Source organism: Methanobrevibacter ruminantium M1 (assembly GCF_000024185.1).
GTDB lineage: Archaea > Methanobacteriota > Methanobacteria > Methanobacteriales > Methanobacteriaceae > Methanobrevibacter > Methanobrevibacter ruminantium.
Map to the genome: position 1 here is coordinate 228,351 of NC_013790.1, position 15,901 is coordinate 244,251.

General features: G+C 33.5%; 10 protein-coding genes. 9 read left to right on the forward strand and 1 reads right to left on the reverse strand.

Annotated elements, in window-relative coordinates; genetic code table 11:
- The first annotated feature begins 126 nt into the window (after positions 1 to 126).
- The 7 genes from MRU_RS00595 (at position 127) to MRU_RS00625 (ending at position 9,779) form a co-directional block, all read left to right on the forward strand.
- On the forward strand, positions 127 to 2,109 hold the full coding sequence (locus tag MRU_RS00595; protein ID WP_012954925.1) for a CoB--CoM heterodisulfide reductase iron-sulfur subunit A family protein: 1,983 nt from the start codon (positions 127 to 129) through the stop codon (positions 2,107 to 2,109).
- An 845-nt stretch (positions 2,110 to 2,954) separates the two neighbouring features.
- Positions 2,955 to 3,620 carry a hypothetical protein gene (locus MRU_RS00600; RefSeq protein ID WP_012954926.1) on the forward strand — a complete coding sequence of 222 codons (666 nt, stop codon included), beginning with the start codon at positions 2,955 to 2,957 and terminating at the stop codon, positions 3,618 to 3,620.
- 366 nt (positions 3,621 to 3,986) lie between these two features.
- Entirely contained in the window at positions 3,987 to 5,483 is a 1,497-nt protein-coding gene (locus tag MRU_RS00605; protein WP_012954927.1) for a transposase, read from the forward strand.
- A gap of 78 nt (positions 5,484 to 5,561) precedes the next feature.
- Positions 5,562 to 5,855: a hypothetical protein gene (locus tag MRU_RS00610; RefSeq protein ID WP_012954928.1), complete on the forward strand. Its 294-nt coding sequence runs from the start codon at positions 5,562 to 5,564 to the stop codon at positions 5,853 to 5,855.
- Between the two features lie 58 nt (positions 5,856 to 5,913).
- On the forward strand, positions 5,914 to 6,912 hold the full coding sequence (locus MRU_RS00615; RefSeq protein ID WP_012954929.1) for an ARPP-1 family domain-containing protein: 999 nt from the start codon (positions 5,914 to 5,916) through the stop codon (positions 6,910 to 6,912).
- A 667-nt stretch (positions 6,913 to 7,579) separates the two neighbouring features.
- A complete protein-coding gene (glyA, locus tag MRU_RS00620; RefSeq protein WP_012954930.1) occupies positions 7,580 to 8,851 on the forward strand; it encodes a serine hydroxymethyltransferase in 1,272 nt (423 codons plus the stop codon).
- 226 nt (positions 8,852 to 9,077) lie between these two features.
- Positions 9,078 to 9,779, forward strand: a complete 702-nt coding sequence (locus tag MRU_RS00625; protein WP_012954931.1) for a dihydromethanopterin reductase (acceptor) — start codon at positions 9,078 to 9,080, stop codon at positions 9,777 to 9,779.
- Between the two features lie 148 nt (positions 9,780 to 9,927).
- Here MRU_RS00625 and MRU_RS00630 read toward each other — a convergent pair whose 3' ends face one another.
- Positions 9,928 to 10,329: a DUF192 domain-containing protein gene (locus tag MRU_RS00630; RefSeq protein WP_012954932.1), complete on the reverse strand. Its 402-nt coding sequence runs from the start codon at positions 10,327 to 10,329 to the stop codon at positions 9,928 to 9,930.
- A 486-nt stretch (positions 10,330 to 10,815) separates the two neighbouring features.
- On the opposite strand from MRU_RS00630, the gene MRU_RS00635 reads away from it, so the two are divergent.
- Entirely contained in the window at positions 10,816 to 12,024 is a 1,209-nt protein-coding gene (locus tag MRU_RS00635) for a methionine adenosyltransferase (protein WP_012954933.1), read from the forward strand.
- 412 nt (positions 12,025 to 12,436) lie between these two features.
- On the forward strand, positions 12,437 to 15,868 hold the full coding sequence (gene ileS, locus MRU_RS00640) for an isoleucine--tRNA ligase (RefSeq protein WP_012954934.1): 3,432 nt from the start codon (positions 12,437 to 12,439) through the stop codon (positions 15,866 to 15,868).
- Positions 15,869 to 15,901 lie beyond the last annotated feature (33 nt).

Consider the following 15,901-nt stretch of genomic DNA (forward strand, 5'->3'; position numbering starts at 1 on the left):
TTTTTATAGAAAGGTTTATATACTCTCATTTCTAACATAAAATTATCTAATATTTTATATATATAAAAATATTTTATAAAAATTAGATCAAATGATTAATCATTTTAACTTGTACAAGGTGATTTAATGGCAGAAGAAATAAACAACGAAGAAATTAGAGTGGGAGTATATGTTTGCCACTGTGGTGTAAACGTTGGTGGAGTCGTAAACTGTCCTGAAGTAGCAGCTTACGCAGAAACTTTACCTAACGTAGTTATTGCAAAAGATTACAAATACATGTGTTCAGACCCTGGTCAAAGTCTTATCCAAGAAGACATCAAAGAACACAACTTAAACAGAATTGTAGTAGCAGCATGTTCTCCTAGACTTCACGAACCTACCTTCAGAAGATGTGTAGAAGAAGCAGGATTAAACAAATTCTTATTTGAATTCGCTAACTTAAGAGAACAAGACTCTTGGGTACACATGACCCAACCTGAAGAAGCAACTGCAAAAGCTAAAGACTTAACTCGTATGGCTGTTGCAAAAGCAAGATTATTAGAACCTCTTGAAGCTTCTAAAGTAGCAGTAGACAAAAAATGTCTCGTTATTGGTGGTGGAGTAGCAGGTATTCAATCTGCATTAGACTTAGCTGATATGGGATTCAAAACCTACATGGTAGAAAGAAACCCAACTATCGGTGGAAGAATGGGTCAATTAGACAAAACCTTCCCTACCTTAGACTGTTCCATGTGTATTCTCGCACCTAAGATGGTAGACACATCCAAACACGAAAACATTGAATTAATTACTTATGCTGAAGTTAAAGAAGTAGACGGATACATCGGAAACTTCACTGTAACCGTAGAAAAGAAACCTAGATACGTCAAAGAGGATGACTGTACCGGATGTGGACAATGTCAAGAAGTATGTCCTATCGAAATACCAAACTACTACGACGAAGGTGTAGGTATGGTAAAAGCTGCATACATCCCATTCCCACAAGCAGTACCTCTCTGTGCAACCATTGACAAAAACTACTGTATTGACTGTGGTCTTTGTGAAACCGTATGTGGTCCAGATGCAATTGACCGTGACATGGAACCAGAAGAAATCGAACTCCACGTCGGTACCATCATTGCAGCAACCGGTTACGACCCATATGACCCAACCGAAAAATACGAATACGGTTACGGCAGATACACTAACGTAATTACCGCTATGGAAATCGAAAGGATGATCAACGCATCCGGTCCTACCGGTGGTCACGTACAAAAACCATCTGACGGTAAAGAACCTAAACGTGTAGCATTCATCCACTGTGTCGGTTCAAGAGACGAACAAATCGGTAAATCCTACTGTTCCAGAGTATGTTGTATGTACTCCATGAAAAACGCTCAATTATGTATTGACCACGAACCTGACACTGAAGTAACCTGTTACTACATGGATATCCGTTCATTCGGTAAAGGATTCGAAGAGTTCTACAAAACTTCCCAAGAAAAATACGGTATTGAATTCATCAGAGGACGTCCTGCAGAAATCCTCGAAAACGATGACTTAACCTTAACCGTAAGAGCAGAAGACACATTACTCGGAAAAGTAACTGAATACACCTACGACTTAGTTGTATTATCTGTTGGATTAGAACCTCCAAAAGGATCCAACGAACTCAGACAAACCTTAGGTTTATCCAGAACTACCGACGGATTCTACATGGAAGCTCACCCAAAACTCAGACCTGTTGACACCTTAACTGACGGTGTTTACATTGCTGGTGTAGCACAAGGTCCTAAGGATATTCCTGACGCAGTAGCACAAGGTTCAGCTGCAGCATCAAGAGCATCTATCCCAATGGCTAAAGGTGAAGTAGAAATCGAACCTATTACTGCTGACACTGATACCACCGTTTGTGGTGCATGTGAAGTATGTGTAGAATTATGTCCATTCGGTGCTGTAAGTATTGAAGGTGAAGGCGCTGACAAACACGCAGCTATTAACGTTGCTTTATGTAAAGGATGCGGTACCTGTGTAGGTGCATGTCCATCCGGTGCTATGAACCAAAACCACTTCAAGACCGAACAAATTATGGCACAAATTGCAGCTGCTCTTGAAGACGTTGCAAAATAGATTAAGAGATTATTTCTCTTATTCTTTAAACTTAAAAGGGAATTTTTATTCCCACTCTTTTTTCTTTTTTTTTAGAAATTTTATTTTGATTCGTACATTTACTAACTATTTCTGAATCTTTTATATTTTCTCTCTAAGATCTTTTCTTCTATTTTTTTTATTTTTTATCTTTCCTTTTTTAGGATTCTTTTTTTCTTTTTTTTAATCTTTTATCTTTCCTTTTTTAGGATTCTTTTTTTCTTTTTTTTAATCTTTTTATTCTTTAACTTTTTTTTTAAGGATTTTTTTATTCTATTTTTTAATCATTTATCTTTTCCCTCCAGGATCTATTTTTCAATTTTTTATTGTTCAAAAATCATCATCAATTTTTATTTCAATTGTACTTAATTTTAAGGACAAAATTCATATTTGAAAAAAGCAAACCTTTATAAATAAGCAAATCCATATACTGTATGGAGTTGTTAAACGAACTACATTTGTAAAAGAATTAATCATATATATTTAAATATTAAAAAGAATAATATAAATTCTTAAAATAAGTTTTAGATTAATAATAATTATTTTTTTAATAATGATTATTATCTTTTTATAAAAAATTTATATTTTATTTTTAATATTTTTATTTAAATTTTTAATACTTTTATTAAAAAATATTGCGTCATAATTTATTATGGCAACGTCCTAATTTTTATGGATAAATTTATATATGATGAAGTTCAATATAATTATGTGGTAAGTTACACTGCTATGGATTATGGTGGCAAGTACTAGTTAAGTACAAATTTATCTACCAAATTTTAGGCAGTAGTTAAACTACCAAAAAAAGTAAAGAAGGGTGATATGTTATGAAAAAATTTGAAAGTGTCGATTTTGACAAAACCGAAAAAATAGTTGATGGAATTGCTATCGAAGATAATGAAGCTATGGATATAGTGGTTATACTTGAACCCGGCTCAGGGCAGTATGCATTCTTGGCTTCAAGAAAGGCACCATCAAAGGGTTTCAACGCTTTTATTGAAACCGAAGCTGCAAAAGACCATAAAACATTTGTCACTGCAGTGCTTTTTGACAATGAATATGAAATTCTCCACTCTAGAAGGGACATTAATGAGGTTCCTATTCTCACCACTAATGAATACTCATGCAGAGGATGCACAGCATTGTACGATGCAATCGGAATAACTATTGAAAGTATTAAAGATGAAATCGACAATAAAGTCTTGTTTTTAATCATTACCGATGGAATGGAAAACGCTTCAAGAAGATTCAATGAAGATCAAATAAGATCTTATATTGATGAGCTTGATTACGAGTTTATCTTTGTTGGTGCAGACATAGACAGTTACCGTGAAGCATCTAAAATAGGAATCAGGCAATCCCACACCGCAAGCTTCAAGAAAACTGGTGAAGGAATAGATGACTTATTTAAAACAATTTCTGATGTGTCTGACATTCATCGCGACAATATGAAATTAGAGGATGTCGATTGGAAGCACAGACTTGAAGATTAGTTATAATCTTCCCACCACACCACTTTAATTTATTATTGATCTCACTAATTACTGATTTTAGATCGATATCATTAAAGCCATTTTATTTAATTTTTTTTTTATTATTAAAGAGGGTCCGCCAAAAAGCTATTTTTTTAAAAAAGTTTAAAATTTTCAATTTTTTAAGTTATTTATTTTAGTTATTTTTTTAAAATTCGATGTTTTTTCTATTGTTTTCTTTTAATTTTGGTGCTTGCACCTTGAAAAAATTTTTTACTTGTTAATTATTCTTTAAATATGAAATAAAGCAATAATATTATAGTAAACTTTATATACTACTTTAAACATAAATAATATCAACAAAGGGTTAATATTTTGGTGTTATTTATGGTTAAAAGAATTCCTGATGAAGAACAAATAAAATTAGGCATTAGAACTTTAGATTTTAACATTCCAGAGGATCATATTTCTCGTTTTGTTGTGGATTTCATTGACGAATATTATCCTCTTTTAGGAATCAAAGAAAATAAAAAGAAGAAAGGGCGTGACAGTTTTCCTGTGAAAGAGATGTTAAAATTGCTTATTTATGCTAAAATCGAGCATATTGATAGTATGAGATTCTTAGCAGACATGGTAAAATATCATGACGTATATAAATTCGTTGGAAATGGAATTTGTCCTTCAGAACGATCATTACAACGATACAGAGAAAAATACGGCAAATATTACAATGAATTGTTAAAAGCAACCTTAAAAAAAGCTTCAGATGTGGATTACACTGATTTCAACGAAGTTTCCATTGACGGAACCATCAAAAAAGCATACAATTCAAAAAATAAAGTGATCACAGAAAAAGAAACTGAAATATTAACCCGTTACTTCGAAGGAGGCCGTGTAAGTCAGGAAGAGCTAGATAAACTCCATAAACCGGCCCGAGAGATTCTTGAAAATAAAAAAATCAGCAACCAAGAAAAATTATACCTCTTGGATGACATTAAAACACAATTCACACTGTCTGGTCAAAAATCAGTGCCAGTAACCGACATAGAAGCACGTTGGATGAAAAGCAAGAAAGGAAACTCACAAATAAGCTATAATATCCAATCTGCAGTCGATTACGATACAAAAATGATTTGTGCAATAAACGTCGTACAAGCCCCTACAGACCATTACCAATTGCCAAAAATCGTAGATAAGGCAATAAACAACACAAACGTAATACCAAGATTCGTATTGGCAGATACAATCTATCTGAATGAAGAAAGCTTATCATATCTTGCAGATAATCAAATAAATGGAGTTATACCAGATAGAAAGCAATCCAAGGAAAAAATCGGAAGATTGAACAAGAACCCATATCACAAGGATCACTTCAAATACTTCCCTGAAATTGATGCATTTGAATGTCCAGAAGGCCAAATAATGTATTTTTTCAACAAATACACTGAAAAAAATGATGATTTGGACAAGCCAGACAAAATTAAGCGTTTATATTCCAATTATGGTGCTTGTAAGGCTTGCAATTGCCGTGAAAACTGCCTTTCATCCACCCAAACCCACAGAACAATCACCGAATATGGCGGAAGTTTAAAGAAAGCAATGTGGGAAAAAATGGAAACAGAGGAATATAAGGAAGAATATGCAAAAAGGTCATCTGTCGAAGGACCTTTTGGCATTTTAAAGGAACAATTCCATATAGAAAGCGAAGTAGTGATAGGAAAAACAAAGACAGAAGAAAGAATACTATTAGATGCCGTGGCTTATAATTTAATACGATTATTTAACTTAGAACAAGAAATAAAAAATGATAAAGAAGATATAGTTGATTTCTGTGAGAAAATTTCTGTCCAAGAGAAATTAGAGGTCAGAGCAACCATATTTTAACTGGTGTTGTCAAAATTTTATTTTGGCGGACACCCTAAATGAATATATTATTAAAATTTATGTAAAGGAGGCTGAATAATGAGTTTTGAAGACTTGATTGAAGACTATGTCAAAGCTAAGATAGATTTGAATGTCAAGTTCGGATCTGTATTGGATGAATTGAATATTGAATACGAAAGCTTTTGCTTCTATGATGAATTCAAATCCGTCTGTCTTGATTTGGAAATGCATAATAAGGAATTGTCTGATGAAGAGATTGAAAATATCATTGAAAAGACAGGATTTGACTTCCTAAAGGTGGAAATCAAAGGCAAAAAGTTTCCTTTTGGAAATGGTGAAGAAATCGATTACACCTATGTATTCGAGTGTTAATTATTGAAATTAATAAACTTTAAACTAAAAAAACTATAAAAAAATGGGGTGATATATAATGAAAATTAGTTTAAATAATGTATCTTTAGATATTGACTTAAAGAACAGTCAAAAATTTAAAAATATGGAGGTAATTCCTATTGAGGCTTTAAGCGCTGGTAAAAAGGAATTTATCACACTTAAGGCGGGCATTCAAGAAGGGTATGTGAAGATTTCCGAATGTGAAAGCAGCACAGTAAATACTGTCATGGCTCAAAACAAGTCTTCCACTCCACTTGTTTTAATAGATGGCGAGGAAGTAATTGGCGCTATGCAAAATAGAATAATGAACAGGTCTTTAATTGTTCCTGGAAATACCACTATGCCTATTTCAGTAAGCTGTACAGAACATGGAAGATGGCATACTCGTGGAAACAGTCCTAAAGCAAGGGAATTTTCTCATTCTGACTTCTTTGCAGACTATGAAACACGTCATCGTAAGTCTGAAACCTTATATAATAATTCTGACTGCCAGTCTGAAGTATGGGCTTCAATCAGCGACCTTGAAATTAAGAATTCCTACAGATCTCCAACAAGTGCATTGAATGATAGCTATGTCCATCACAGGCCAAGACTTAATGAATATTTAAAACATTTCAGCATGCTTTACAATCAAATTGGAGCTATATTCATAATCAATGGCCAAATCAAAGGATTGGAATTGTTCTATAATCCTTTCCTCTGTTCCCAGTACTATGACAAGATTCTTAAAAGCTATATCATGAATGCTATTACTAATTACTACAGTAATTGTAGTTCAAATAGTTCAAATATTGATGTAGGGGCATTTTTGGCAGATTTAAGCGACTCCAAATTAAACCACTCTCCTAATCAAGGTCTTGGTCAACACATTAAGTTTTCAAACAATCATGGGACCGGCTCTGCATTGATTAATGATGGGGAATTCGTTCACTTGAATTACTTTAAAACCAAATATGATGTTTCTTACAAGAAGCAGAGAAAAAATGTCAGAACTTTTGGTTCCTTCGATGACTTATTGAGTAAAATGGATGAATAAATGAGTATTAATAGGATAAGAAATTTATTTATCCATTAAAAGGGGATTATCTAAATAATTCTCTTTTATTTTCATATTTATCTCTCAATATATTAGAAAAGCTTTTCTTAATTTGTTTAGCTTCCACATTTCTAACTCTATATCATCTCCTTAGAAAAGCTTTTCTTTTATTTTTATCATTTTTGCACCTCTGAATTAGAAAAGCTTTTCTAAATCTTTCTCTCAAATGCCATAATAAAATCACTTCAAATTTTAGTTTTCGTTCCTTTAGAAAAGCTTTTCTTTTATTTTATTTTCTTATATGCTTATTTTATTTTATTTTCATTGTTTAGAAATATAACTCTTAAATCTTAACTCTTTTTTATTTAACTTTTTAAATGTTTCATAGGGCTCATTTTCATAAATTTAATTTTCTTAAAAGATTTTGTTTTTTATCCGATTTCTATTTATCAATTTTATTACTAAATACAAAAAAATTAATAAAAAACTGCCTTATTTTGACATTTAATAAAAACTTTTATTTAACTTAAAAATTATATTCTATATTAATAAGAATTTTATAAAGAATTAAACATATCTTTATAATTTTTTTTAATAATTTTTTAATTTGATTTAATCAAAATTACATTAATTAATCATTATTTAAGAATAGATAGGTGTTATTTTTATGTATCAATACGAAAATGAAGTTACTAAACTCAATGAATTAATGGAAACTCATAATAACTGGATGAGAGATAGCGTAAACCTTATTGCAAGTGAAAACACTACAAGTAATGCAGTTACAGGAGCTGTTGCTTCAGACTTAGCTCACAGATATGCTGAAGGACAAGCATTCGAACGTTTATATCAAGGATGCACATATATCGATGAAATTGAAGACATTGTAAAAAGGCTCTCAAGAGAAGTCTATGACTGTAGTTATGCTAATGTACAGCCTGTATCTGGTGTAACTGCTAACCTTGCTGCTTTCTTTGGATTTGCAAAGGCTGGAGACAAGATGATGGCTATGAACATTCCATTTGGAGGTCACATCTCCCATGCAAACGTAAGTGCAGCAGGTATCAGAGGATTAAAAACCCTTGAACATCCTTTCAACCCAGAGGTTATGAACATTGATATTGATGCAATGAACAAGATGATATTGGAAGAAAAGCCAAAGATCATTCTCTTCGGTGGAAGCTTATTCCTTTTCCCACACCCTGTAAAAGAGGCTGTAGATGCAGCAAACGAAGTTGGGGCAACTATCATGTATGACGGTGCTCACGTTCTCGGTTTGATTGCAGGTAAACAGTTCCAAGATCCTTTAAAGGAAGGAGCTGAAGTTATGATGGGTAGTACCCACAAGACCTTCCCAGGTCCTCAAGGGGGAATCATCCTATCAGACGAATCAAACAAGGAACTAATCGACAATGCTGTTTTCCCAGGTGTAGTGAGCAATCACCACTTGCACCACTTAGCAGGTTTAGGAATCGCTACAGCTGAAATGCTCGAGTTCGGTGAAGATTATGCTAAACAAACAATCAAAAACGCTAAAGCATTGGCTGGAGCTCTTGCAGAACAAGGTTTCAATGTATTCTGTGAAGATCTTGGCTACACAGAATCTCACCAAGTCGCTATGAATGTAAGCGATGTCAAAAGAGCAACAATATTGGCTAAAGAGCTAGAGCAAAACAACATTATATTAAACAAAAACCTCATTCCAGGTGACAATGTAAATGACAGTGATGACCCTTCAGGTATAAGAATAGGTACCCAAGAAATCACAAGACGTGGAATGAAGGAAAAAGAAATGGAAGAAGTTGCTGAGTTTATCTGGAAAGTTGCAGAAGGCGACAAAGTAGATATCAAGGATGAAGTAACTGAATTCATGAGTCAATACAGAACTATTCATTATGCTTTTAAAGAAGAAGAAGGTTATAAGTATATTCAATACTAATCTCAAGCTTTTTTGGCCTTCGGCCAAAAAACTTTGACCAAAATTTTTTATTTTGGCGCATGCTTAAACTAGGAATTGTTTTTTGAGCATTATGAATATTTTTTTATTTTTTAAATTATTATTCTTTTTTTATCAATAATTTTTTTATTTTTTTATTATTTTATTATTTTATTTATTTAATTTCTTATTGTAATTTTTACTAATATTATTTAATTGGAGTTATTTTATGAGAATAGGATGGGCTTTTACTGGTGCAGGACATTTGCTTAGGGAAAGTGTAGAAGCTATGGAAGAAGTGGCAAAATACCATGATATAACCGTATTTTTATCACAGGCTTCAGAGGAGGTCTTAAGGATGTATGGTTTATATGACCGTGTGGTTGCTGTAACTGGCGGAAGGTACAGAGAGCTTGCCTGCGATTCCAATCAGAAATTTAGCTTTCCAATAACTGGCAGGCTTTCTCTTGGAAAATATGATGCTCTTATAGTTTCTCCTGTCACTGCAAATACAGTTGCAAAGATAGTTTATGGAATTTCAGACACTCTTGTGACAAATGCAGTGGCTCAGGCTGGAAAAGGGAGAGTCAAAACCCTTATGGTTCCGGTCGATATTGAACCCGGGGATGTTGATACAGTTCTTCCTTCTAAGCTAGAGCTTTCAAAATGTCAAAAATGTGATGTGTGTGATGCAGCTGAAGTCTGTCCAAATGGGGCAATTGTGGCTCATCAGGAGATTGATCTCTTGAAATGCATTGGCTGTGGTGCATGTAAGGACATTTGTCAATATGGTGCAGTTTCTGCCGGTAAGATTATAACAATGCATATGAGAGACATTGATATAGAGAATACTCAAAAGCTATCAAAAATGGAAGGAATTGAAATATTTGCAAGTCCTCAAGAGCTTTTACTCCATTTTGATTATAAATAACATTTTATTTATTTCAATTTTTTTCTTTTTTTTAAAAAAAGCTCAGTTCAATTTTTTCTTATTTTTTTTTAAAAAACTCATTCTTTTTATTTTCTTTTTTTTTTTAAAAAATTATTTCAATTTTTATTTTATTAAATAACTTATTTTTTTATTTTAACTCTACTTCATCACCTATTTTTAAATCATAATCACTAAATCCATTTTTATCAAATTCTATTATATATTTGGCTGGTTTTTTAGGTGCATAATATCTCCATGGCTTCAAATCACTTATTTCATATATGATATTGTTCTTATCAATAAAAACTAATTTTAATTCAAATCTCATAAAGCAGCTATGAATGGATGATCTATGCCTATTATTAATATTCTGTGGAATCTTAAACAATAAAGGATAATCTATATCTTTTTTAAACATCAATCCAAGAAAACGACTTAAAAAGCTATCTGCTATTCTTAGGTCTGTTATTTTTTCATTGGATTTTTTTAAATGCAATGATTTTAAATGATTATTCTCTTTATTTTGATTATTTTTTCTATTATTTTTCATAATTATCTTATTTTCTATTAAACTTTCATCTAAATAAATATTTTGTTTTTTAAAACCTTTTTTAACACTTTCATATCAATTTAACAATCTTAAATCAATATTGATGTGAGAGTGTAAATCTCTATTATATTACTATAATCATTTTAATTAATACTAATAATAATAACAATTATATATACTTAAATTAAGAAATATAAATCATAATAAGTTATGTTTTATATTTTGTTCCAATGCTATGAAAATAAACTTTAGATTAGAAATTAATCTTTTATCAATTGAATTTATTTTTTAATATTGGAACTGAATATTGATATTTTAATTATTATCTAAATAAATGACTTTTATAAAAATCAGAATTTAAAGACTAATTTAAATTTTATACATAATTAGAATTTAAAAAACAATTTAAATTTTAAAAAATCATTTTTATAAAAATTATGAATATATGAAAACTAAATGCTTAACTATTAGAATCTGAGGGATTTTATGAGTAGAAATATTTTTGTTGAAAAATTAAATCAAACTTTTATCGAAGATCTTGATATTGAAATTGTAGAAAGAAAAGGTATTGGTCACCCAGACAGTATCAGTGATGGTATTGCTGAATCTGTAAGTGAAGCTCTCTGTAAGATGTACATGGATGAGCTTGGTGGAGTATTGCACCACAATACTGACGAAGTCCAAATCACCGCAGGTGAATCCAACCCTGTATTCGGTGGAGGACAAATCATCAAACCAATCGATATTCTCTTAACCGGTAGAGGAGTATCTGAATACGAAGGTCATAAATTGCCTCTTGATTATGTAGCAATCGACGCAGCAAAAGAATTCTTAGACAAGACTGTAATCAACTTAGACGTAAACCGTGACACAATCGTTGAATGTAAAATCGGACACGGTTCCGGAGACCTTGTAGACGTATTCAAAAGGGAAGGAGCACCTTCCTCCAACGACACATCCTTCGGTGTAGGATACGCACCATTCTCCGAAGTTGAAACCATCGTCTTTGAAACCGAAACCTTACTTAACTCCAAAGCATTCAAAAAAGACCACCCTGGAGTAGGTGAAGACATAAAAGTAATGGGACTTAGAGAAGGAGACAAGATCACATTAACAATCGGTTGTGCAACGGTATCCAAATACCTTGCAAACAGAGAAGAATACATCGCATGCAGAGACGTATTAAAAGACATTGTAGCTGACCTTGCAGTAAAATACACAGACAGGGAAATTGAAGTATTCGTCAACACAGCAGACAACGACAATGCAACAGACGAATCAGGCTACTACCTAACCGTAACCGGAACTTCCGCTGAAATGGGAGACGACGGATCTGTAGGAAGAGGAAACAGGGCAAACGGTCTTATCACCCCATGCAGACCAATGTCCATGGAAGCAACCTCTGGTAAAAACCCAATCAACCACGTAGGTAAAATCTACAACATCCTCTCTAACGAAATCGCAAACGATGTAGCAAAAGATGTCGAAGGAGTAAAACAAATCAATTTAATGATTCTTTCCCAAATAGGTAAACCTATCGACCAGCCTAAAGCAGCTTCAGCTGGAATTATCCTTGAAGACGGCTATGAAATGGGTAAGGTAAGCCCACAAGTTGAAAAAATCATTGACAATTGGTTAGAAAACATTACCGACATTACTGAAAAGGTAGTTCAAGGTAAAGCAAGAACTTTCTAAATATTTTTTGTTTACGAGCAGTAGTTTATACTACTGCCATTTATTTAATTTAGTGGTTTTTTAATTTAAAGAATTTTTTTATTTTACTTATTCACAATTTAGGAAGTTTTTAGCTATTTATTAATTTAAAGAACTTTTTATTTTACTTATTCATAATTTAGGAAGTTTTTAGCTATTTATTAATTTAAAGAACTTTTATTTTAGCTATTTTTCCTTTTAGTTTTTTAAATTTATTTATTTGCTTATTTATCTATCAATTGAATGATATCATTTAAAAAGAAAAATACGTTTATTTTCATGCTTTTTAATTACAAAACTCATTATAATTCGCTTATTTAACAAAATAAATAAATAATAATTATAATGATTTAATTATATTTCACAAAAATTTACATTTATTAGGAGAATCGATATGCCAATAGAAGAGGCAGAAAAATCATATGACTTTAAAAAAATAGAATCAAAGGTCCAAAGCTTTTGGGAAGATGAGGACATCTATCAAAAGACCAATGAATTGAACAAAAACGGTCCTCAATATTCCTTCTTGGACGGACCTCCATACTGTAGTGGTAAAATCCATTTAGGTACTACTTGGAATAAGGTTATTAAAGACACATTGTTACGTTACAAATCAATGAATGGATTTGCACTTAGAAGACAAGCTGGTTGGGACACTCACGGATTGCCAATCGAACATAAGGTAGAGCAATTGCTTGGAATTGAATCCAAACAGGAAATCGAAGAGAAATATGGCATAGACAAGTTCGTAGGCAAATGTAAGGAATTTGCAATGGAAAACAAGGTTGCAATGACTGAACAGTTTAAAAGCCTTGGAGTTTGGATGGATTGGGACAATCCTTATATGACCTTGGATCCTAAATATATGGAATCAGCTTGGTGGACATTAAAGAAGACTCATGAAAAGAACTTGCTTACAAAGGACAAAAGGGTAATCAGCTGGTGTCCTCACTGTCAGACTGCACTTGCTGCAGCTGAGATTGACTATACTGAAGACACAGACCCTTCCATTTATGTCCGTTTCCCACTTAAGGAAAAGTTCCTAAATGAAGAAAACTGCAGTGAATTTGCAAATGATTCTGATTTGGCCAACTTAAAACAGTCATTCCTTGTATGGACAACCACCCCTTGGACACTCCCTGGAAACTTGGCTATCTGTTTGAATGAGGATTTCGAATATTCATTTGTTAAGGTAGATGAAAGATTAAACGAGTCAGATGACGAAATATTAATCATTGCAAATGAACTTCTTGAAACTGTTTTAGGTCCTATCGAAATCATACATAAGAATAAGATTCCAAATCCTAAATATGATCCAGAAAATAAGGAGTCCAAAGAGAAAAAATACCTCATTGAAGAGGAAACTGAAGTGATGTATGAAATAATAAAGACAGTAAAAGGCTCTGAGCTTTTAGGTCTTGGCTACGTCTATCCTTTAGCTGAAGAAGTTCCAAAGCAAATGGAAATAGAAGCTGAAAACAGTCTTGTTCACACAACCTTCCACGGAGACCATGTTGAATTGGGAGAAGGTACCGGATTTGTACACACAGCTCCTGGACACGGTCCTGAGGACTTTGAAATCGGTCAAGAAGTAGGACTTCCTATCCATTGTCCTGTAGATGAGGCAGGATGCTTTACCGAAGACGGAGGAGCATATGCCAATGGATACACCAAAGACCTAAATGACACAATCATTGCAGACTTGATAGCAAAAGGATTGATGTTTAAGAATGATACAATAACCCACAGATTTGGGGTCTGTTGGAGATGTAAGACTCCTATCATTTACTTAGCTACTGAACAATGGTTTATTAAAGTGCCTGAAATCAAGGAAAAGATGCTTTCTGAAATCGACAGAGTCGAATGGGTTCCTAAATGGGCTGGTGAAGGAAGGTTCCATGATTGGGTAGCTAACGCTAAGGACTGGACCATTTCAAGACAAAGATACTGGGGTATTCCAATCCCTATATGGGTATGTCCTGACTGTGGAGAAATAAAGGTTATAGGCTCTGTAGAAGAGTTGAAAGAGCTTTCAATCAATGAAATCACTGCAAGCGATGAGGAATTGGTTCACAGACCTTATGTTGATGACATTTTAATCAACTGCGATTGCGGATGTGATAGCCCAATGAAACGTATTCCAGATGTATTGGATGTATGGATTGACTCTGGAGTTGCAGGATGGGCTGCATTATACTATCCTCGTGAAGAGGAAATGTTTGATAAATGGTATCCATATGACTTTATCTGCGAAGGACATGATCAAACCCGTGGATGGTTCTATTCACAGTTAGGTACAGGTGTAATCGCATTGGATCAAGCCCCTTACAATAAGGTATTGATGCATGGATTCGTATTGGACGAGGAAGGAAAGAAAATGAGCAAATCCTTAGGAAATGTAGTTCAGCCTGAGGAAGTTATTGAAAAATACGGTGCAGATGTACTTAGATTCTACCTTTTATGGGCTTGCAAGCCATGGGATGACCTTAAATTCGTTTGGGATGAATTGAACAATGTTAAAAAGATGTTCAACATCTTATGGAACGTTTATGTATTCTCAACAACCTATATGGCACTTGACGAATTCGACCCAGCAAAATGCGTACTTGATGGCCCTGATGCAAATGTCACACTTAGAAATGAGGACAGATGGATCTTATCCAGAGTAAACTCACTTGCTAAGGAGGCAGGAGATGCCATAAATGACGTACACTTCCACTTGGCTACAAGAGCAATCAATAATTTCATACTTGAAGACTTAAGCAGATGGTATGTAAGATTAATCAGAGGAAGGACTTGGGTTGAAAGCGATGATCCTGACAAGTTAGGTGCATATTATACACTTTACAATACTCTTAATACTTTAATTCATTTGATGGCTCCAATAACTCCTCACTTGTCTGAGGAAGTTTATGAAAACTTGGTTAAAAACCTTGATGATAATGCAGTTGAAAGCATTCATATGGATAATTGGATGTTTGATGAATGCTTAATCGATAAGGAGCTTGAAGCTGAAATGGACCATATTAGAGAAATCATTGAGGCAGCTGCAAGGGCAAGAGATGTTGCAAGATACAAGTTAAGATGGCCTGTAAGTGACATTACCGTTGTTTCTCAGGATGAATCTATCTTAAACAGTGTTGCACTCCTTGAAGATGTAATCAAAGACCAATCCAACACTAAAGAGGTTCTTACAGCAAATGAGTTTGAAAACCTTACATTCATTGCAAAGCCTAATCTCAAGACCTTAGGCCCAAGGCTTAAGGGAGATATGGGAATTGTCCAAAAGTTCTTTGCCCAAGCCAAGGCTGAAGGAATAGGCAATTCAATTAAAGAAGAGCTTGACTCAAGCGGAAAATACATTGTCACAGGTGAAGACAGAGAGGGCAATCAGAAAGAAATCGAACTCAGTGCAGATGATGTCCTTTATGAAACTGAGCTTCCAGATGATGTAGTTAGCGCAGAATTCAATGGAGGAAACGTATTTGTAAATACTAAAATTACTCCAGAAATCTTATCTGAAGCTATGGCTCGTGAGACCATCAGAAGAATCCAAGACATGAGAAAAGACATGGACTTAGATGTTGAAGCTAATGTTGGCGTAATGATCAATACTGATGGAGAGTTTAAGGAGCTCATTGAAAAGCAATCTAATTTGATAAGCGATGAAGTAAGAGCTAAATCCCTTGTAATATTCGATGGAAAAGCCTGTGAAGTCTGTACTGATAAGGGTATGGGCAGAGAGTATGAGGACATTTCTGTAGAATATTCTAAAGAATGGGAGATCGAAGGTCATAAGGTTATTATTTCAGTTGTAAAACTTTAAAAAGTTTTTTTAAGTTATTATTTCAGGTAAAAC